The 20,009-nt window shown below is 56.8% G+C and carries 14 protein-coding genes, 2 tRNA genes and 2 rRNA genes; 12 read left to right on the top strand and 6 right to left on the bottom strand.

What is annotated here, in order from left to right; genetic code table 11:
- Positions 1-121: 121 nt before the first annotated feature.
- The 6 genes from KUA23_RS00595 to KUA23_RS00570 form a co-directional block, all read right to left on the bottom strand.
- A 23S ribosomal RNA gene (locus KUA23_RS00595) occupies positions 122-3,013 on the bottom strand.
- Between the two features lie 249 nt (positions 3,014-3,262).
- A tRNA-Ala gene (locus tag KUA23_RS00590) sits at positions 3,263-3,338 on the bottom strand.
- 30 nt (positions 3,339-3,368) lie between these two features.
- Positions 3,369-3,445: transfer RNA gene (locus tag KUA23_RS00585), tRNA-Ile, on the bottom strand.
- Positions 3,446-3,527: 82 nt separating this feature from the next.
- Positions 3,528-5,064, bottom strand: a 16S ribosomal RNA gene (locus tag KUA23_RS00580).
- Together the 16S and 23S rRNA genes with 2 tRNA genes alongside form the textbook arrangement of a ribosomal RNA operon.
- A 633-nt stretch (positions 5,065-5,697) precedes the next feature.
- Positions 5,698-6,918, bottom strand: a complete 1,221-nt coding sequence (locus KUA23_RS00575; RefSeq protein WP_078046275.1) for a CaiB/BaiF CoA transferase family protein — start codon at positions 6,916-6,918, stop codon at positions 5,698-5,700.
- Between the two features lie 12 nt (positions 6,919-6,930).
- Positions 6,931-8,112 carry an acyl-CoA dehydrogenase gene (locus KUA23_RS00570; protein ID WP_003170842.1) on the bottom strand — a complete coding sequence of 394 codons (1,182 nt, stop codon included), beginning with the start codon at positions 8,110-8,112 and terminating at the stop codon, positions 6,931-6,933.
- 158 nt (positions 8,113-8,270) lie between these two features.
- Between KUA23_RS00570 and KUA23_RS00565 the strand changes: the two genes are divergently transcribed.
- The 12 genes from KUA23_RS00565 to KUA23_RS00510 all read left to right on the top strand — a co-directional run bounded on the left by KUA23_RS00565 (position 8,271) and on the right by KUA23_RS00510 (position 19,959).
- Positions 8,271-9,170, top strand: coding sequence for a LysR family transcriptional regulator (locus tag KUA23_RS00565; protein ID WP_078046274.1), 900 nt, complete (start codon positions 8,271-8,273; stop codon positions 9,168-9,170).
- A 452-nt stretch (positions 9,171-9,622) separates the two neighbouring features.
- Complete coding sequence (locus KUA23_RS00560) at positions 9,623-10,744, top strand: Re/Si-specific NAD(P)(+) transhydrogenase subunit alpha (protein WP_099493329.1); 1,122 nt, start codon at positions 9,623-9,625, stop codon at positions 10,742-10,744.
- Between the two features lie 15 nt (positions 10,745-10,759).
- On the top strand, positions 10,760-11,080 hold the full coding sequence (locus tag KUA23_RS00555) for an NAD(P) transhydrogenase subunit alpha part 2 (RefSeq protein ID WP_003187417.1): 321 nt from the start codon (positions 10,760-10,762) through the stop codon (positions 11,078-11,080).
- Positions 11,080-12,516 carry an NAD(P)(+) transhydrogenase (Re/Si-specific) subunit beta gene (locus KUA23_RS00550; protein WP_252993286.1) on the top strand — a complete coding sequence of 479 codons (1,437 nt, stop codon included), beginning with the start codon at positions 11,080-11,082 and terminating at the stop codon, positions 12,514-12,516. Before KUA23_RS00555 ends, KUA23_RS00550 begins: the two co-directional genes overlap by 1 nt.
- A 179-nt stretch (positions 12,517-12,695) precedes the next feature.
- Positions 12,696-14,189, top strand: a complete 1,494-nt coding sequence (gene scpC / locus KUA23_RS00545; RefSeq protein WP_034110661.1) for a succinyl-CoA:acetate CoA-transferase ScpC — start codon at positions 12,696-12,698, stop codon at positions 14,187-14,189.
- Between the two features lie 318 nt (positions 14,190-14,507).
- Entirely contained in the window at positions 14,508-14,723 is a 216-nt protein-coding gene (locus KUA23_RS00540; RefSeq protein ID WP_012721550.1) for a DUF1127 domain-containing protein, read from the top strand.
- A gap of 263 nt (positions 14,724-14,986) precedes the next feature.
- Positions 14,987-15,172 (top strand): DUF1127 domain-containing protein, encoded by a 186-nt coding sequence (locus KUA23_RS00535; RefSeq protein ID WP_078046271.1) that lies wholly within the window; start codon positions 14,987-14,989, stop codon positions 15,170-15,172.
- Positions 15,173-15,308: 136 nt separating this feature from the next.
- Positions 15,309-15,629 carry a DUF2388 domain-containing protein gene (locus KUA23_RS00530; RefSeq protein WP_078046270.1) on the top strand — a complete coding sequence of 107 codons (321 nt, stop codon included), beginning with the start codon at positions 15,309-15,311 and terminating at the stop codon, positions 15,627-15,629.
- 80 nt (positions 15,630-15,709) lie between these two features.
- Entirely contained in the window at positions 15,710-16,018 is a 309-nt protein-coding gene (locus tag KUA23_RS00525) for a DUF2388 domain-containing protein (protein ID WP_078050845.1), read from the top strand.
- A gap of 37 nt (positions 16,019-16,055) precedes the next feature.
- Positions 16,056-16,376 carry a DUF2388 domain-containing protein gene (locus tag KUA23_RS00520; RefSeq protein ID WP_012721546.1) on the top strand — a complete coding sequence of 107 codons (321 nt, stop codon included), beginning with the start codon at positions 16,056-16,058 and terminating at the stop codon, positions 16,374-16,376.
- On the top strand, positions 16,373-18,334 hold the full coding sequence (locus KUA23_RS00515; protein ID WP_252993285.1) for a DUF7844 domain-containing protein: 1,962 nt from the start codon (positions 16,373-16,375) through the stop codon (positions 18,332-18,334). The genes KUA23_RS00520 and KUA23_RS00515 overlap by 4 nt, the downstream gene beginning before the upstream one ends.
- A 317-nt stretch (positions 18,335-18,651) precedes the next feature.
- Positions 18,652-19,959 (top strand): CitMHS family transporter, encoded by a 1,308-nt coding sequence (locus KUA23_RS00510; protein WP_078046268.1) that lies wholly within the window; start codon positions 18,652-18,654, stop codon positions 19,957-19,959.
- Positions 19,960-20,009 lie beyond the last annotated feature (50 nt).

The following is a 20,009-nucleotide window of genomic DNA, read 5'->3' as shown; positions in this document are numbered from 1 at the left end:
TTCAGCAAATTGGGTATGTGACAGCTTTCGGTGTTTTGTGAACGTCGAACTTTCGGTTCATTTCGTCTTCACACACCGCAATCTGATGCTCGTTAGAGTAGTCAAATTGCTTGGGTGTTATATGGTCAAGCCTCACGGGCAATTAGTATTGGTTAGCTCAACGCCTCACAGCGCTTACACACCCAACCTATCAACGTCGTAGTCTTCGACGGCCCTTCAGGGAACTCAAGGTTCCAGTGAGATCTCATCTTGAGGCTAGTTTCCCGCTTAGATGCTTTCAGCGGTTATCTATTCCGAACATAGCTACCCGGCAATGCCACTGGCGTGACAACCGGAACACCAGAGGTTCGTCCACTCCGGTCCTCTCGTACTAGGAGCAGCCCCTCTCAAATCTCAAACGTCCACGGCAGATAGGGACCGAACTGTCTCACGACGTTCTAAACCCAGCTCGCGTACCACTTTAAATGGCGAACAGCCATACCCTTGGGACCGGCTTCAGCCCCAGGATGTGATGAGCCGACATCGAGGTGCCAAACACCGCCGTCGATATGAACTCTTGGGCGGTATCAGCCTGTTATCCCCGGAGTACCTTTTATCCGTTGAGCGATGGCCCTTCCATACAGAACCACCGGATCACTAAGACCTACTTTCGTACCTGCTCGACGTGTCTGTCTCGCAGTCAAGCGCGCTTTTGCCTTTATACTCTACGACCGATTTCCGACCGGTCTGAGCGCACCTTCGTACTCCTCCGTTACTCTTTAGGAGGAGACCGCCCCAGTCAAACTACCCACCATACACTGTCCTCGATCCGGATAACGGACCTGAGTTAGAACCTCAAAGTTGCCAGGGTGGTATTTCAAGGATGGCTCCACGCGAACTGGCGTCCACGCTTCAAAGCCTCCCACCTATCCTACACAAGCAAATTCAAAGTCCAGTGCAAAGCTATAGTAAAGGTTCACGGGGTCTTTCCGTCTAGCCGCGGATACACTGCATCTTCACAGCGATTTCAATTTCACTGAGTCTCGGGTGGAGACAGCGCCGCCATCGTTACGCCATTCGTGCAGGTCGGAACTTACCCGACAAGGAATTTCGCTACCTTAGGACCGTTATAGTTACGGCCGCCGTTTACCGGGGCTTCGATCAAGAGCTTCGCGTTAGCTAACCCCATCAATTAACCTTCCGGCACCGGGCAGGCGTCACACCCTATACGTCCACTTTCGTGTTTGCAGAGTGCTGTGTTTTTAATAAACAGTCGCAGCGGCCTGGTATCTTCGACCGGCATGAGCTTACGGAGCAAGTCCTTCACCCTCACCGGCGCACCTTCTCCCGAAGTTACGGTGCCATTTTGCCTAGTTCCTTCACCCGAGTTCTCTCAAGCGCCTTGGTATTCTCTACCCAACCACCTGTGTCGGTTTGGGGTACGGTTCCTGGTTACCTGAAGCTTAGAAGCTTTTCTTGGAAGCATGGCATCAACCACTTCGTTAACTAAAAGTTAACTCGTCATCAGCTCTCGGCCTTAAGATCCCGGATTTACCTAAGATCTCAGCCTACCACCTTAAACTTGGACAACCAACGCCAAGCTGGCCTAGCCTTCTCCGTCCCTCCATCGCAATAACCAGAAGTACAGGAATATTAACCTGTTTTCCATCGACTACGCTTTTCAGCCTCGCCTTAGGGACCGACTAACCCTGCGTCGATTAACGTTGCGCAGGAAACCTTGGTCTTTCGGCGTGGGTGTTTTTCACACCCATTGTCGTTACTCATGTCAGCATTCGCACTTCTGATACCTCCAGCAAGCTTCTCAACTCACCTTCACAGGCTTACAGAACGCTCCTCTACCGCATCACTTACGTGATACCCGTAGCTTCGGTGTATGGTTTGAGCCCCGTTACATCTTCCGCGCAGGCCGACTCGACTAGTGAGCTATTACGCTTTCTTTAAAGGGTGGCTGCTTCTAAGCCAACCTCCTAGCTGTCTAAGCCTTCCCACATCGTTTCCCACTTAACCATAACTTTGGGACCTTAGCTGACGGTCTGGGTTGTTTCCCTTTTCACGACGGACGTTAGCACCCGCCGTGTGTCTCCCATGCTCGGCACTTGTAGGTATTCGGAGTTTGCATCGGTTTGGTAAGTCGGGATGACCCCCTAGCCGAAACAGTGCTCTACCCCCTACAGTGATACATGAGGCGCTACCTAAATAGCTTTCGAGGAGAACCAGCTATCTCCGAGCTTGATTAGCCTTTCACTCCGATCCACAGGTCATCCGCTAACTTTTCAACGGTAGTCGGTTCGGTCCTCCAGTTAGTGTTACCCAACCTTCAACCTGCCCATGGATAGATCGCCCGGTTTCGGGTCTATTCCCAGCGACTAGACGCCCTATTAAGACTCGCTTTCGCTACGCCTCCCCTATTCGGTTAAGCTCGCCACTGAAAATAAGTCGCTGACCCATTATACAAAAGGTACGCAGTCACAGAACAAAGTCTGCTCCCACTGCTTGTACGCATACGGTTTCAGGATCTATTTCACTCCCCTCTCCGGGGTTCTTTTCGCCTTTCCCTCACGGTACTAGTTCACTATCGGTCAGTCAGTAGTATTTAGCCTTGGAGGATGGTCCCCCCATATTCAGACAAAGTTTCTCGTGCTCCGTCCTACTCGATTTCATGACTAAGAGATTTTCGCGTACAGGGCTATCACCCACTATGGCCGCACTTTCCAGAGCGTTCCGCTAATCTCAAAGCCACTTAAGGGCTAGTCCCCGTTCGCTCGCCACTACTAAGGGAATCTCGGTTGATTTCTTTTCCTCAGGGTACTTAGATGTTTCAGTTCCCCTGGTTCGCCTCTTGCACCTATGTATTCAGTACAAGATAACCATCTTATGATGGCTGGGTTCCCCCATTCAGACATCTCCGGATCAAAGTCTGTTTGCCGACTCCCCGAAGCTTTTCGCAGGCTACCACGTCTTTCATCGCCTCTGACTGCCAAGGCATCCACCGTATGCGCTTCTTCACTTGACCATATAACCCCAAGCAATCTGGTTATACTGTGAAGACGACATTCGCCGAAAATTCGAATTTCTCAATTAAGAGAACTCACAAATTTTACCTTAGCCTGATCCGTTACCAGTGAAAGTAACGTTCAGTCTATCTTTCTATCACATACCCAAATTTTTAAAGAACGATCTAATCAAAGACTAGAAATCAACATTCACCATCACTTGGATGGAATGCTCATTTCTAAGCTTTCAAAACTTTCAGAAGCAGTAGTGGTGGAGCCAAACGGGATCGAACCGTTGACCTCCTGCGTGCAAGGCAGGCGCTCTCCCAGCTGAGCTATGGCCCCGTATTTCTACAGGCGTTTCCCACACAAAATTGGTGGGTCTGGGCAGATTCGAACTGCCGACCTCACCCTTATCAGGGGTGCGCTCTAACCAACTGAGCTACAGACCCAATTTCGGGCTGCTTCTTATCGTCTTCTTCAATGAATCAAGCAATTCGTGTGGGAACTTATGGAGCAGCTGATGTCGTCGATTAAGGAGGTGATCCAGCCGCAGGTTCCCCTACGGCTACCTTGTTACGACTTCACCCCAGTCATGAATCACACCGTGGTAACCGTCCTCCCGAAGGTTAGACTAGCTACTTCTGGTGCAACCCACTCCCATGGTGTGACGGGCGGTGTGTACAAGGCCCGGGAACGTATTCACCGCGACATTCTGATTCGCGATTACTAGCGATTCCGACTTCACGCAGTCGAGTTGCAGACTGCGATCCGGACTACGATCGGTTTTATGGGATTAGCTCCACCTCGCGGCTTGGCAACCCTCTGTACCGACCATTGTAGCACGTGTGTAGCCCAGGCCGTAAGGGCCATGATGACTTGACGTCATCCCCACCTTCCTCCGGTTTGTCACCGGCAGTCTCCTTAGAGTGCCCACCATAACGTGCTGGTAACTAAGGACAAGGGTTGCGCTCGTTACGGGACTTAACCCAACATCTCACGACACGAGCTGACGACAGCCATGCAGCACCTGTCTCAATGTTCCCGAAGGCACCAATCTATCTCTAGAAAGTTCATTGGATGTCAAGGCCTGGTAAGGTTCTTCGCGTTGCTTCGAATTAAACCACATGCTCCACCGCTTGTGCGGGCCCCCGTCAATTCATTTGAGTTTTAACCTTGCGGCCGTACTCCCCAGGCGGTCAACTTAATGCGTTAGCTGCGCCACTAAAAGCTCAAGGCTTCCAACGGCTAGTTGACATCGTTTACGGCGTGGACTACCAGGGTATCTAATCCTGTTTGCTCCCCACGCTTTCGCACCTCAGTGTCAGTATTAGTCCAGGTGGTCGCCTTCGCCACTGGTGTTCCTTCCTATATCTACGCATTTCACCGCTACACAGGAAATTCCACCACCCTCTACCATACTCTAGTCAGTCAGTTTTGAATGCAGTTCCCAGGTTGAGCCCGGGGATTTCACATCCAACTTAACAAACCACCTACGCGCGCTTTACGCCCAGTAATTCCGATTAACGCTTGCACCCTCTGTATTACCGCGGCTGCTGGCACAGAGTTAGCCGGTGCTTATTCTGTCGGTAACGTCAAAATTGCAGAGTATTAATCTACAACCCTTCCTCCCAACTTAAAGTGCTTTACAATCCGAAGACCTTCTTCACACACGCGGCATGGCTGGATCAGGCTTTCGCCCATTGTCCAATATTCCCCACTGCTGCCTCCCGTAGGAGTCTGGACCGTGTCTCAGTTCCAGTGTGACTGATCATCCTCTCAGACCAGTTACGGATCGTCGCCTTGGTGAGCCATTACCTCACCAACTAGCTAATCCGACCTAGGCTCATCTGATAGCGCAAGGCCCGAAGGTCCCCTGCTTTCTCCCGTAGGACGTATGCGGTATTAGCGTCCGTTTCCGAACGTTATCCCCCACTACCAGGCAGATTCCTAGGCATTACTCACCCGTCCGCCGCTCTCAAGAGAAGCAAGCTTCTCTCTACCGCTCGACTTGCATGTGTTAGGCCTGCCGCCAGCGTTCAATCTGAGCCATGATCAAACTCTTCAGTTCAAACATCTTTGGGTTTTTAAGAAACCCTAAACTTGGCTCAGCAATCGTTGGTTACATCTTTGATTTCTCGCGGAGTAACTTGTGATGCTGATAATCTTGTTGACTATCAGTCTGACTCCACAAGCACCCACACGAATTGCTTGATTCAGTTGTTAAAGAGCGGTTGGTTAAGATCTTTCGTCTCAACCGAGGCGCGCATTCTACAGCAGCCTCATTTGCTGTCAAGTGATTATTTTCAGAAGTTTTCGAAGATTTCTTCAACAACTTCAACCACTTGCGCTTCCGATCTCTCGTTAGCGGGAGGCGAATTCTACAGCGTTACACGCTGCTGTCAACACCTCTTTTTCTCCGCTTTCGACCGAGAAGATCGAAACGTTAATAGAGCCAAACAACACTGCTCTACCAACTCCTTCTGGGCTTCGATGACCTGAAGCAAATCGCTGTCGAATTCTGCGTAACTCTTTGTTTACCAAGGAGTTTTCCGTTTCGACTGCGCCGGAAGTGGGGCGAATTATAGACTTCCAGAATCTGCCGTCAACCCTTAATTTTACTTTTCTATCAATTAGTTAGAGTTGATTAAAAAACCATCAATAGAGAGCCGGTTATGCCCTCTATATATATAGAAGAAGGGATTCAGATAACGCCCGCAGCCTTCAATGCGACCACATTCGCCACACCCAATCCCAACACCTCTTGAAGCACCTTGGCCGTGTGCTCCCCCAGCAGGGGAGGCGCACTACGGTACTCCACAGGCGTTTTGGACAGCCGTATCGGACTGGCAACCTGAGGCACCATCCCTGCCAAGGCATGAGGTAACGCCATCGCCAGCCCACGCGCCTTTACTTGGGGATCGGCAAACACCTGCGCCAAATCGTTGATAGGCCCACACGGCACTCCAACCCGCTCCAACTGTGACACCCACTCAGCCGTCGTCTTGAATACCGTCGCCTGACGAATCAACGGGATCAGCTCCGCCCGATTGGCCACCCGCACCTTATTAGTAGAGAAGCGCGGATCATCCGCCCACTGTGGCTGCCCAGCCACTTCAGCAAACTTGCGAAACTGCCCGTCATTACCCACCGTCAGGATGAAATCACCGTCGGCCGTGGGAAAGTCCTGGTAAGGCACGATATTCGGATGCGCATTACCCAAGCGCTTTGGCGGCACGCCCGTTGTCAGGTAATTCATCGCCTGATTGGCCAGGCATGCCACCTGCACATCCAGCAACGCCATATCGATGTGCTGCCCACCACCGTCATGGTCCCGATGGGCCAGTGCCGCCAGTATTGCCACGGTCGAGTAAAGCCCCGTAAGGATGTCAGTCAGCGCCACGCCCACCTTCACCGGCCCAGCGCCATCCTCCCCCTCGGGCCGGCCGGTCAGACTCATCAGCCCGCCCAGCCCCTGAATCATGAAGTCATAGCCCGCACGCGCTGCATAAGGCCCGGTCTGACCGAAGCCCGTGATCGAGCAGTAGATCAGCTCCGGATTGATCTCCTTGAGCGACTCATAATCCAAACCATACGCTGCCAGGCCGCCCACCTTGAAATTCTCGATCAAAATGTCCGACTTAGCCGCCAGCTCACGTACCAGCGCCTGCCCCTCAGGCCGCGTGAAGTCGATTGTCACCGACTCCTTATTGCGATTGGCCGACAGGTAATACGCTGCCTCGCTAGTGTTCTCGCCATAAGCATCCTTAAGGAAGGGCGGCCCCCAGGCGCGTGTGTCGTCGCCACTGCCCGGCCGTTCGACCTTGATTACCTCAGCCCCAAGATCCGCAAGGATCTGCCCGGACCAAGGGCCCGCCAGTACTCGCGATAAATCCAGTACCCGCAGATGCGAAAGCGCGCCCATGCCCTGCTCCTATTAATAGAACGCCTGAAGACCGGTTTGCGCACGCCCCAGAATCAAGGCATGCACGTCATGAGTACCTTCATAGGTATTGACCACCTCCAGGTTGACCAGATGACGCGCCACCCCGAATTCGTCGGAAATACCATTGCCACCCAGCATGTCCCGAGCCATGCGCGCGATATCCAGGGACTTGCCACACGAGTTACGCTTCATGATCGAAGTGATCTCAACCGCAGCCGTGCCTTCGTCCTTCATGCGCCCCAGGCGCAGGCAGCCCTGCAAGGCCAAGGTGATCTCAGTCTGCATATCGGCCAGCTTTTTCTGGATCAGCTGGGTAGCCGCCAACGGACGCCCGAACTGATGACGATCGAGCGTGTATTGGCGAGCGGTATGCCAGCAGAACTCAGCAGCGCCCAACGCGCCCCAAGAGATGCCATAGCGTGCAGAGTTAAGGCAGGTGAACGGCCCCTTCAAACCACGCACGTCCGGGAAGATGTTCTCTTCCGGCACAAACACGTTATCCATGACGATCTCGCCGGTGATGGAAGCGCGCAGCCCGACCTTGCCATGAATCGCCGGAGCGCTCAGGCCCTTCCAACCTTTCTCCAGGACAAAGCCGCGGATATCACCGGCATCGTCCTTGCCCCACACCACAAACACATCCGCGATCGGGCTATTGGTGATCCACATTTTTGCGCCTGTCAGGCTATAACCACCTTCCACCTTGCGCGCACGGGTAATCATCGCGCCTGGGTCGGAACCATGGTTAGGCTCTGTCAGACCAAAGCAACCGATCCATTCGCCAGAAGCCAGCTTCGGCAGGTACTTCTGTTTCTGCGCCTCGGTGCCGAACTCGTTGATCGGCACCATGACCAGTGACGACTGCACACTCATCATCGAGCGATAGCCGGAGTCGACACGCTCGACCTCACGGGCAATCAACCCATAACTGACGTAGTTCAAGCCGCTGCCACCGTACTGCTCGGGGATCATCGCACCGAGCAAACCGGTCTCGCCCATCTCGCGGAAAATGGCAGGGTCGGTCTTTTCATGGCGGAAGGCTTCGAGCACACGCGGCGCCAACTTGTCCTGGGCGAACTGCTCAGCACTGTCGCGCACCATGCGCTCTTCTTCGGTGAGCTGTTGATCCAGCAGCAGTGGATCGATCCAGTTGAAGCTTGCCTTGCCAGCCATGAATAAGTCCTCGCGAAAAGAATCAGAAGTCGTGGAAGCAGCCTAGGCCCGGCAAGCGCATAGGGCAAACGAGGTTTCTGCATAGGGTTGTGCTAATTTCTCACTTCGAAGCAGCAGAAAATGGCGCATATGCGCCTTGGCAAGTGAGGACACGGTATATGCGCAGAAAAATTCCCAGCACCACCGCTCTTGTCAGTTTTGAAGCGGCCGCCCGCCACGAGAGCTTTACCAAAGCGGCGCAGGAGCTTTCGATCACTCAAGGTGCCATCTGTCGACAGATCGCCAGCCTTGAGGAGTTTTTAAGTGTCGAGCTGTTTCGCCGCTCACGGCGTGGGGTAAAGCTGACGGAAGCGGGGCTGTCCTATAGCCGTCGCGTCGCCACGCAATTGGATGCGGTAGAACGCGACACGCTTTCCGTCATGGGCCAGCAGGGCGCTAACACCATCGAGCTGGCCGTGGTCCCGACGTTCGGCACTCAGTGGCTGATACCTCGCCTCAAGGACTTCCAACGCCAGCATCCTGAAGTCACGGTCAACCTCACGAACCGAACACGCCCCTTCCTGTTTGCCGACACCGAATTCGACGCCGCAATCTACTTCGGCGATGCCGACTGGTCCGGCACCGAGTCCCATCGACTGATGGGGGAAAACCCCGTTCCCGTGTGCAGTCCTCGGCTACTGGGTAACCGCACGCAGTTCAGCCCCCAGGACATCGCAGAACTACCGCTCCTGCAGCAGACCACCCGCCCCTATGCGTGGCGCCAATGGTTCAACGCCCAGCAACTGAACATCCCCCGCGACATGACAGGTCCGCGTTACGAGCTATTCTCGATGTTGTCCCAAGCCGCCATGCATGACATGGGCATCGCCCTAATACCCCCGTTCCTTATCCAACGTGAGCTGGAGGAGGGCCAACTGGTGGTCGCGAGCCCCGAAGCGCTGAGCAGCTCGAAGGCTTATTACCTGATGATTCCTGACAGAAAGGTCGAATCCGCATCATTGCATGCATTCCGGGACTGGCTGGTCGACCAGTCCAAGCGCTACAGCCCTGGTATTTAAAGGACAAAAGCCATTTGCTGACTTTGTAGTCAGCAATTATTCACGCCTACAGATATACATATATGTCGCATTTAAGCAGACTGTATCTGTCAGTCGAAAATAAGGCTCAAGGCCATGATCTACTTGGCTTCTAGCGACTAATACAAGCCAATGGCCGACTATTCACACCAACGATGACAAAAGATTGCAAAAGCGCCTGCAGCCCTTTAAGGCCATGTATTTGAAGCGGTTATTACCGAGTGTTGCGACAATCAGTCACAGGGTGACTTGTAGTTAATTTTTCGTCACCCGTCATAATCCCTTGATGGCCGTAAAGTTCGCCTGCAAAATGCCGCGCCCCGCTGTCATTTCAGCGGGATCGTGCTGATCGGCCGCCCCAGTTGCGCCACTCGCGGTGCACTGGCCTTTTTACAAAAAGATCAAAAGCAAAAAGATCATGCAGGAGATTTGACGTGCACATTGGTGTTCCTCTCGAAACCCAGACCGGTGAAACGCGGGTGGCTGCCACCCCGGAAACCATCAAGAAGCTGATCGGCCAGGGCCATAAGGTCACTGTACAAAGCGGCGCAGGCATCAACGCCAGCATCGTCGACAGTGCCTATGTAACGGCAGGCGCAACCATCGGCAGTGCCGGCGATGCATTTGGCGCCGAGCTGATTCTCAAGGTGGTTGCCCCCAGCGACAGCGAACTGGCGCTGATCAAAAGCGGCACCGTGTTGGTGGGCATGCTCAATCCGTTCAGCAACGAAACCATCGCCAAGCTCGCCGAACGCGGCATCACCGCCTTTGCGCTCGAAGCGGCTCCACGCACCTCGCGTGCCCAGAGCCTCGACGTGCTGTCGTCCCAGGCCAACATCGCCGGCTATAAAGCCGTGTTGCTCGCCGCTCATCACTACCCGCGCTTCATGCCGATGCTGATGACGGCGGCCGGTACGGTTAAGGCGGCACGCGTGTTGATTCTCGGTGCCGGCGTTGCAGGCCTGCAGGCGATTGCCACGGCAAAACGCTTGGGTGCCGTGATCGAAGCTTCTGACGTACGCCCGGCGGTAAAAGAGCAGATCGAATCTCTAGGCGCCAAGTTCGTCGACGTGCCCTACGAAACCGATGAAGAACGCGAATGCGCCGTCGGCGTCGGTGGTTACGCCCGTCCAATGCCGACCAGCTGGATGCAGCGCCAGGCCCTGGCGGTTCACGAGCGCGCAAAGCAGGCCGACATCGTCATCACCACCGCCCTGATTCCCGGCCGTAAAGCACCGACCTTGCTCAGCGCCGACACCGTCGCGCAAATGAAGCCCGGCTCGGTAGTGATCGACCTCGCAGCCGCCCAAGGCGGCAACTGCCCGCTGACGGTCGCCGACCAAGTCGTCGTGGAAAACGGCGTGATCATCTGCGGCCCAACCAACCTGGCCGGTGCCGTCGCTGCCGACGCGTCAGCCTTGTATGCGCGCAACCTGCTGGACTTCCTGAAGCTGGTCTTCACCAAGGAAGGGCAGTTTGAAATCAACCTCGAAGACGACATCGTCGCCGCGTGCCTGATGTGCCGCGACGGCCAAGTCATCCGCAAAAACGCCTAAGCAGGGATTCAGACGATGGAAGAGCTTATCTCCCCCGGTATCTACAACCTGATCATCTTTGTGCTGGCGATTTATGTCGGTTACCACGTGGTCTGGAACGTCACGCCCGCGCTACACACGCCGCTGATGGCGGTGACCAACGCCATCTCGGCAATCGTGATCGTCGGCGCCATGCTGGCCGCCGCACTGACCGTGACCCCGCTGGGCAAGACCATGGGCACCCTGGCTGTAGCCCTTGCAGCGGTCAACGTGTTCGGTGGCTTCCTGGTGACGCGCCGCATGCTTGAGATGTTCAAGAAGAAAGCCCCGAAAGTAAAAGAAGAGGCGCCGAAGTAATGAGCATGAATCTGGTCACGACGCTCTACCTGATCGCGTCGATCTGCTTTATCCAGGCACTCAAGGGCCTGTCACATCCCACCACTTCGCGACGCGGCAACGTGTTTGGCATGCTCGGCATGGCGCTGGCGGTGCTCACTACCGTGGGCCTCATTTATAAGCTCGGCGCCGAGCTGGCCACCGCCGGCATCGGTTACGTAATTGTCGGCCTGCTGATCGGCGGCACTGTCGGTTCGATCATGGCCAAACGTGTAGAAATGACCAAGATGCCGGAGCTGGTGGCGTTCATGCACAGCATGATCGGCCTGGCTGCGGTGTTCATCGCCATTGCCGCGGTGGTCGAGCCGCAATCGCTGGGCATCGTCAAACACCTGGGCGACGCGATTCCTGCGGGTAACCGACTGGAGCTGTTCCTCGGTGCGGCCATCGGTGCGATTACCTTCTCCGGTTCGGTGATTGCGTTCGGCAAGCTGTCGGGCAAATACAAGTTCCGCCTGTTCCAGGGCGCACCGGTACAGTTCGGCGGCCAACATAAACTGAACCTGGTGCTCGGCCTGCTGACCCTCGGCCTCGGCCTGGCGTTTATGTTTACCGGCAACCTGACTGCCTTCGCCCTGATGCTGGCTTTGGCCTTTGTGCTGGGCGTGCTGATCATCATCCCGATTGGCGGCGCCGATATGCCAGTGGTCGTGTCGATGCTCAACAGCTACTCCGGCTGGGCAGCGGCAGGTATCGGTTTCTCGCTGAACAACTCGATGCTGATCATCGCCGGCTCCTTGGTGGGCTCCAGCGGCGCGATCCTGTCTTACATCATGTGCAAGGCGATGAACCGTTCCTTCTTTAATGTACTGCTCGGCGGGTTCGGCAACGCGCCGGATGCGGGTGCAGCGGCGGGTTCTAAAGAAGCACGCCCGGTCAAATCCGGCTCCGCCGACGACGCGACCTTCCTGCTGACCAACGCCGACACCGTGATTATCGTCCCGGGCTACGGCCTGGCGGTGGCGCGGGCGCAACATGCGCTCAAGGAACTGACGGAAAAGCTGACCCATCATGGCGTCACGGTGAAATACGCGATCCACCCGGTAGCAGGCCGTATGCCTGGGCACATGAACGTACTGCTCGCCGAGGCCGAAGTGCCTTATGACCAGGTGTTCGAGATGGAGGACATCAACTCCGAGTTCGGCCAAGCCGACGTGGTGCTGGTACTGGGCGCGAACGACGTGGTCAACCCGGCCGCGAAGAACGACCCGAACTCGCCGATTGCCGGCATGCCGATCCTCGAGGCGTTCAAGGCCAAAACCATCATCGTCAACAAACGCTCGATGGCCAGCGGCTATGCCGGTCTGGATAACGAGTTGTTCTACCTGGACAAGACCATGATGGTCTTCGGTGATGCCAAGAAGGTCATCGAAGACATGGTCAAAGCCGTCGAGTAACCCTGCTGCAGCGCAATACTCGAAACCCCGGCCTCCAGTAGGCTGGGGTTTTTTATTACCGCATGAAACCCGACCAAAGGCTCTAAATCGCTGCCTGGCATTCGACCATGGTAGCGGGCCGAAATTTTTTGAAATCACTAAACTGCGCACCTTGCTTCCGTAGCCTGAGATAAGAATCCATGTACCGTGATCGCATCCGCTTGCCTTCGTTGTTGAACAAGGTCATGAGCGCGGCAGACGCCGCCGCACTGATCGAAGACGGCATGACCGTTGGCATGAGCGGCTTCACCCGTGCCGGTGAAGCCAAGGCCGTCCCCCACGCCCTGGCCGAACGCGCCAAGACTTCCCCGCTGAAAATCACCCTGATGACCGGCGCCAGCCTGGGCAATGACCTGGACAAGCAATTGACCGAAGCCGGCGTGCTGTCGCGGCGCATGCCGTTTCAAGTCGACAGCACGCTGCGCAAGGCGATCAACGCCGGCGAGGTGATGTTTATCGACCAACACCTGTCGGAAACCGTCGAGCAACTGCGCAACAACCAGCTCAAGCTGCCGGACATCGCGGTGATTGAAGCGGTCGCGATCACTGAACAAGGCCACATCGTTCCCACCACGTCCGTAGGCAACTCCGCCAGCTTCGCGATTTTCGCCAAGCAGGTGATCGTCGAGATCAACCTGGCACACAATCCAAATCTGGAAGGGTTGCACGACATCTATATCCCGACCTACCGGCCGACGCGCACGCCAATCCCTCTGGTGAAAGTCGACGACCGTATCGGCAGCACCGCCATTCCGATCCCGCCGGAAAAAATCGTCGCCATTGTCATCACCAACCAGGCCGACTCCGCCTCGACCGTGACGCCGCCCGACAGCGACACACAGGGCATCGCCAACCACCTCATCAACTTCCTAAAGCAGGAAGTCGACGCAGGCCGCATGACCAACAAGCTCGGCCCGCTGCAGGCCGGGATCGGCAATATTGCCAACGCTGTGATGTGCGGGTTGATCGAGTCACCGTTCGAAGACCTGACCATGTATTCGGAAGTGTTGCAGGATTCAACCTTCGACCTGATCGACGCAGGCAAGCTCAGCTTTGCTTCGGGCAGCTCGATCACCTTGTCAGAGCGACGCAATGCCGACGTGTTCGGCAACCTGGAACACTATAAGGACAAGCTGGTGCTGCGCCCGCAAGAGATCTCCAACCACCCTGAAGTGGTACGTCGCCTGGGCATTATCGGTATCAACACCGCGCTGGAGTTCGACATCTACGGCAACGTCAACTCCACCCACGTCTGCGGCACGCGGATGATGAATGGCATTGGCGGCTCCGGGGACTTTGCGCGCAATGCGCACCTGGCGATCTTCGTCACCAAGTCGATTGCCAAGGGCGGGGCTATTTCCAGCGTCGTGCCCATGGTCAGCCATGTGGACCATACCGAGCATGACGTCGACATCCTGGTGACCGAAGTCGGGCTCGCCGACCTGCGTGGCCTGGCGCCACGGGAACGGGCCCGAGTGATCATCGACAACTGTGTGCATCCGGCTTACCGCGATGCGCTGAACAGTTACTTCAATGCCGCCTGCGCAATCGGTGGGCACACCCCGCACATCCTGCGCGAGGCACTGAGCTGGCACATCAACCTGGAAGAAACCGGGCACATGCTCAAGGCGTGATTGGTACAGATTCGGGCTGATGCAAATACAGTTTCATCAGCTCGGCTGCGCCGGCCGTACTTATTGAAAAAACTGTACTGCTGTACCGGTCATTTCCTACTGAAATATCCTACTAGCCAGACCAAAAACACCCATTTCGCACTATTTGAGTGCAGACAGGTACAGTTGCCCCATTTCTGTACAGTACAGCGCCTATAAACAGTTAACTGGCCCCTCACAATACAGGTGAACTGTATCTAGAGAGTCTTGCGCCGGAAGAGGATCATTGGCATCAGTTAAACCACTACCTAATCCCGCCACAAGCGGAAGGATGTCATCATGGAACGTACACTCAGTTCCGAACTGTTTTTCGAAGAAAAAGCTGTAAACACCCAGGCCTCCCTGCCTCTGCGCGTTATCGCCAACCTGATGTTGTGGCAGCGCCGCATCTCCAGCCGCCACCAACTGGCTCGCCTGGATTCGCGTCTGCTGGCTGATGCAGGCATCAGCGAAGCTCAACGCTACGAAGAGCTGAGCAAGCCGTTCTGGCGCTGATTTAGCGCTCGCTGGCCCTGACCTGACGGGTCCACTGCCAGCAACCTGATTTGTCAAAACACAGCCCGCCCCGGGTAACCGGAGGCGGGCTTTGTTGTTTCTGGGATTCAAGTCCTCAGTGCGAAAACAGAAGCGCTTTCTGGAGACCGGTACAGTTTAAAAAATACTACAGTTGAGCAGTACAATTTAAATCTGGTGTATCTGTATCGGTTCCACTGCCTAACCCAACATGGCGTTCCAAGACCTCATGAAAGGGACTCTCCATGGACACACCTTCTGCCTTATATAAGCGGCTACTGCAACGCACTGCCGCAACGCTGGCCAAATGGCTGCGCCAGGCCTATGAACGACGCCAATTGTCGAAGCTTGATACGCGGGAACTGTCCGACCTGGGCATCAGCCATGGCGATCGCATGGCTGAAATATCCAAACCGTTCTGGCGTGACTAGGCAGTCATGGCGCTTCCCGAACGGATAAACGGCAGCTTAATATCCAGTCACCACGTGGCGAGGCGCCTGGTACAGGCGTCTGATCCCCAATGGCTGCCCTGCGCCACCTTATCCGTTCATCTACAGGAGTCACCCCATGTCTCGTCTTCGCCTGCTGAGTGCTGCCGCCCTGTTGGTCCTGGCAGCCAACGCCAATGCGACCAGTTTCATCGTCACCACCGACTCTATCGTCGGCGCGCTGAAAGCCACCTCCGACGCCAGCTCCGATGCGACCTCGTCCCTGCGCGACAACAAGGTTGTGCGCGCCGCGCGTGACGACGCCGCCAGTTTTGTCGCCAGTGAAGGCGCCATCCGTGGTGTGAAACTGGAAAGCGCCCTGGCACAGATCCGCCAGCAAGCGCCGCAACTGAACACTGCGACTGACGCGCAACTGGCCCAGGCCATCCTGGCCATCTGAAGACAGCCGTGATGCCTGGGCGCTGGCTCTCGCCCGGGCATTACGCTAGCCTTGGCGCTCGTTTTCAGTTGTCGAGTCCCATGGCTTTTTCATACCGCCTTCTAGTAGTCCCTGTATTGTTTTCCTGCGGCTGGTCACCATTGGCTTCTGCCTTTGACCTCACCACCCAGAGCACCGTCGTGAGCGCGTACGCCACCAGCAAAGTGACCTCCGCGCCCTTCGACAGAAAAGTGATAATGGCCGCCCAGGATGACGCTGCCGCGTTTATCGCCACTGACGGCCAATGGCGGGGGGCACGGCTGGAGTCAGCGCTGGATTATCTGCGCCGCAGCCAGCCAAAACTTAACGCCAGCGACCTTGAACTGGCGCAAGCAATCCTCGTCCAATAATCATCTTTGTATTCCTTATTTGTATTGGAGTTATCCCATGCGTAGCCCGCTGATCGCCGCCACCCTTGGCCTGCTGTTATTGGCCGACGTTGCCCAGGCGCATACCCTGGTGGCCACCAGTAACATCATTGTTCGCGCCTCTGGCCGCACCATTGATTTCACCTCGGACACCACCACCTCGATCCGCGACTCCAAAGTGGTACGCGAAGCCCACGACGACGCCGCCAGTTTCGTCGCAACCAACGGTGAAATCCGTGGCGCGCACTTGGAAGCGGCCTTCGACACCCTGCGTACACGTCTGCCGGAAGCCCGCGACGCCAGTGACCAGACCCTCGCCGAAGCCATCCTCGCACTGTGAGGCGCATTGCCGCCTGGCTCCTGGCCGGGACTGTGCTGCTGTGTGCCAGCGCAGCCCAGGCCAGCCTGCAACTACGGCTCAAGACCGAGGGTCTGAGTCCGGCTGAACAGCAGGCCAGCCAGGCGTTGCTCGACGAAGCCCTGCACTCTTTACCGCCGCGCTTCATCGAACAGTTGGACCGGCGCATCGATGTCGGCTGGACCGACAAGATGCCCGAGAACGCCTACGGGCAAGCCTCCCTGGTGTCCGAGCTGGACCTCAACCGCAATCTGCTGGCCAGCCTGACCGACGGCAGCGCCGCCACCCAGAAAACCAATCGCCCCCATGGCACCGTGCGCCGCGAAATGCTCGCCACGGTGCTGCATGAACTGACCCACATCTATGACCGTGCGCGCCTGTGGTCCAAGGAAGACCGCGCGCTGATCAATCGTTGCAGCCGGCAGAACAACCTCACCGGCCTAATCGGCCTGCCTGATCAATGCCGCGGCCAGAATGGCCGACGCTTTACCCTCAGCGATGACCCACGCCTGCTGGACCTTGCCGGCTGGCCGCAGTACGTCGGCCGTCGCGGCGAGCGTGAGCAGCACAACCATCAAGTTGCGCGCAGCCCGGACATCTACGAAACCACCAGCCCGCTGGAGTTCGTGGCGGTCAATATGGAGTACTTCCTGTTAGACCCAAGCTACGCCTGCCGACGCCCGGCATTGTTCCGCTATTACCGGGCACACTTTGGCTGGGCCCCGCCGGAGCAGGACACCTGCGCCAGCACTTACGCCTTCCTGAACGCCGGTAATGATTTCGCCAAGACGCCGCTGGGTCATGTGGACCCTGAACGCGTCTACGAAATCGACTACCTGCTGGCCGAAGCCAACCAGAACCTGGTCAGCCGCTGGGGCCACAGCATGTTGCGACTGGTGATCTGTGCGCCGGGCCGCCCGCGTGGGCCGGATTGCCGGCTGGACCTGGACCAGCATCTGGTCTTGTCCTACCGCGCGTTTGTCGGTGACGTACAGCTGTCGAGCTGGGATGGCCTGGTCGGCAAGTACCCATCGCGCTTGTTTGTATTGCCGCTGGCGCAAGTGATCGACGAATACACCAAGACCGAACTGCGTGGGCTGGCCTCTGTACCGCTGAAACTGACCCGCCAGGAAATCAACGACACCGTCGAACATGCCGCCGAGATGCATTGGAGCTATGACGGCAACTATTTCTTCATCTCCAACAACTGCGCGGTGGAGAGCCTGAAACTGCTACGCAGCGGCAGCGCCAACCCGCAACTGACCGGCCTGGACAACATCACCCCCAACGGTTTGCTTGAAGTCCTGAGCGCCCGCGGCTTGGCCGATACCAGCGTGCTGGATGACAAACGCAGGGCGCTGCGCCTGGGGTATCACTTCGACTCCTTCCGCGAACGCTATCAGGCGATGTTCGATGTGCTGCGCAAGCACCTGCCGATCAAACAGACCCAGGTCGAAGACTGGTTGTCTCTGAGTGCCGAGGAACGCCGCCAGTGGTTCGGCCAGGCCGACCTACGCACCAGTGCCGCATTGTTGCTGCTGGAGCAGGCAAGCTTTCGCAAACAGTTGATGCTGGCCCAGGACGAAGTCAAACAACGCTACCTCGGCGCCCGCGAGCTGAAAAACGGTGGCATGGAGAAAGCCAACGCCACGCTGCAACAAATCCTCGCCAACAGCGGCTTCCTCAGCCGCCCGGCGGAACTGCTGGGCAGTGGCGGCTATGGCCTGCCGCAACCTTCGGAGGCCACACGCCTGGAATCGGAAAGTGCCGAGCGCCAGAAGCAACTGCAATCGCTGACCGGCGAACTGGACAAAGAGGTGAGGGCGCTGCTGGAGCCGTCCCGTTCCGCCGAAATTGCCGCCTGTGAAGCCAACCTGAAGCTGGTGGGCGAGCATTTGCGGACGTTGCATAAAGCGGCTGGCGGCCTGGAGCTCCCCTGAAGGCACCACGGCAAACACCATTCAAATGTGGGAGCTGGCTTGCCAGCTCCCACATGGGGTCTGTGTAAATCTGAAGACTGTGTATCTACCCTCCATCAGCTGTTTGCGCAGCGAAAGCTGGCTGAAAGCTTACCCGTCTAGGATCGCCACCACTGCCGGCAATAGACCGGCTGTTAACAACAACAATGGTGATTCCCGATGTCCGCTCCTACCCGCCTGTTCGCCCCAACTCCACCCGTACGCCTCGTGCCGTTCGTTTTGCGCTGACCCCAACCCGGTCCGCCATTCCCTAGCCGCGCTACGCCTGGAGTATTCCTATGCTGACTTTCCTTGGCTTTGCCATGGTCATCACGTTCATGTTCCTGATCATGACCAAGCGCCTTTCTGCGCTGATCGCTCTGATCATCGTGCCGATCCTGTTCGCGCTGTTCGGCGGTTTTGCACCGAAGATCGGCCCGATGATGCTCGAAGGCATCACCAAACTCGCGCCGACCGGCGTGATGTTGATGTTCGCCATTCTCTACTTTGCCCTGATGATTGATTCCGGCCTGTTCGACCCGGCCGTGCGCAAGATCCTCAAGATGGTCAAGGGCGACCCACTGAAGGTTTCCGTCGGTACCGCCGTACTGGCCCTGGTCGTGTCCCTCGACGGTGACGGCGCCACCACCTACATGATCTGCGTGGCCGCCATGCTGCCGTTGTACAAGCGCATCGGCATGAGCCCGCGGATCATGGCGGGCCTGATCATCCTCGCCGGTGGCGTGATGAACATGACCCCCTGGGGTGGCCCGACTGCCCGTGCCGCCAGTGCGCTGCATGTCGACCCCTCGGATATTTTCGTACCGATGATCCCGGCGATGGCCGCCGGCGTGGTGGCGATCCTGGTGATTGCCTACATGTACGGCAAACGCGAACGTGCGCGCCTGGGTGAACTGCACCTGCAAGGCGATGAAATCGACCACAGCGAGATCAGCGTGTCGCAATACCCTGACGCTCGTCGTCCGAAGCTGATCTGGTTCAACGGCGCGCTGACCCTGGCCCTGATGTGCACACTGATCGCCGGTCTGTTGCCGCTGCCGGTGCTGTTCATGGTGGCGTTCAGTATCGCGATGATCGTCAACTACCCGTGCCTGCAACAGCAGAAAGACCGCGTCGCCGCCCACGCCGGCAGCGTCTTGGCGGTCGTCGGGTTGATCTTCGCTGCGGGTATCTTCACCGGCATCCTGTCCGGTACCGGCATGGTCGACGCCATGTCCAAGAGCCTGCTGGCAGTGATCCCGGAGGCCATGGGCCCGTACCTGGCCGTGATCACTGCACTGGTGAGCATGCCGTTCACTTTCTTCATGTCCAACGACGCGTTCTACTACGGCGTGCTGCCCGTCCTCGCCGAAGCCGCCAGCCACTACGGCATCACCGCCGTGGAAATGGCCCGCGCCTCTATCGTTGGCCAGCCTGTGCACTTGCTCAGCCCACTGGTACCGTCGACCTACCTGTTGGTGGCACTGGCCGGTATCGAATTTGGTGATCACCAGCGCTTCACCCTTAAGTGGGCAGTGCTGGTGTGCCTGTGCATAATGTTCGCCGCATTGCTGATGGGGATTTTTCCGCTGTTCAGCACTCTATAATCGTACCGACTCACTCACCGCGCGGCGCTGCAGCTTGCGCGGTTTAACAT

Origin of the sequence: Pseudomonas pergaminensis (genome assembly GCF_024112395.2) — a bacterium.
In the GTDB taxonomy this organism is placed as follows: domain Bacteria; phylum Pseudomonadota; class Gammaproteobacteria; order Pseudomonadales; family Pseudomonadaceae; genus Aquipseudomonas; species Aquipseudomonas pergaminensis.
The sequence above is the reverse complement of the archived record's forward strand: the minus strand, read 5'-3'. Positions and strand labels throughout refer to the sequence as shown.

Excerpts from the sequence above, each read along its gene's own strand:
- KUA23_RS00535 (WP_078046271.1), top strand. The coding sequence starts at position 14,987 with ATGGACACACCTTCTGCCTTATATAAGCGGCTACTGCAACGCACTGCC.
- scpC (WP_034110661.1), top strand. The coding sequence starts at position 12,696 with ATGTACCGTGATCGCATCCGCTTGCCTTCGTTGTTGAACAAGGTCATG.
- KUA23_RS00525 (WP_078050845.1), top strand. The coding sequence starts at position 15,710 with ATGGCTTTTTCATACCGCCTTCTAGTAGTCCCTGTATTGTTTTCCTGC.
- KUA23_RS00520 (WP_012721546.1), top strand. The coding sequence starts at position 16,056 with ATGCGTAGCCCGCTGATCGCCGCCACCCTTGGCCTGCTGTTATTGGCC.
- KUA23_RS00565 (WP_078046274.1), top strand. The coding sequence starts at position 8,271 with ATGCGCAGAAAAATTCCCAGCACCACCGCTCTTGTCAGTTTTGAAGCG.
- KUA23_RS00510 (WP_078046268.1), top strand. The coding sequence starts at position 18,652 with ATGCTGACTTTCCTTGGCTTTGCCATGGTCATCACGTTCATGTTCCTG.
- KUA23_RS00555 (WP_003187417.1), top strand. The coding sequence starts at position 10,760 with ATGGAAGAGCTTATCTCCCCCGGTATCTACAACCTGATCATCTTTGTG.
- KUA23_RS00540 (WP_012721550.1), top strand. The coding sequence starts at position 14,508 with ATGGAACGTACACTCAGTTCCGAACTGTTTTTCGAAGAAAAAGCTGTA.
- KUA23_RS00530 (WP_078046270.1), top strand. The coding sequence starts at position 15,309 with ATGTCTCGTCTTCGCCTGCTGAGTGCTGCCGCCCTGTTGGTCCTGGCA.
- KUA23_RS00575 (WP_078046275.1), bottom strand. The coding sequence starts at position 6,918 with ATGGGCGCGCTTTCGCATCTGCGGGTACTGGATTTATCGCGAGTACTG.
- KUA23_RS00550 (WP_252993286.1), top strand. The coding sequence starts at position 11,080 with ATGAGCATGAATCTGGTCACGACGCTCTACCTGATCGCGTCGATCTGC.
- KUA23_RS00570 (WP_003170842.1), bottom strand. The coding sequence starts at position 8,112 with ATGGCTGGCAAGGCAAGCTTCAACTGGATCGATCCACTGCTGCTGGAT.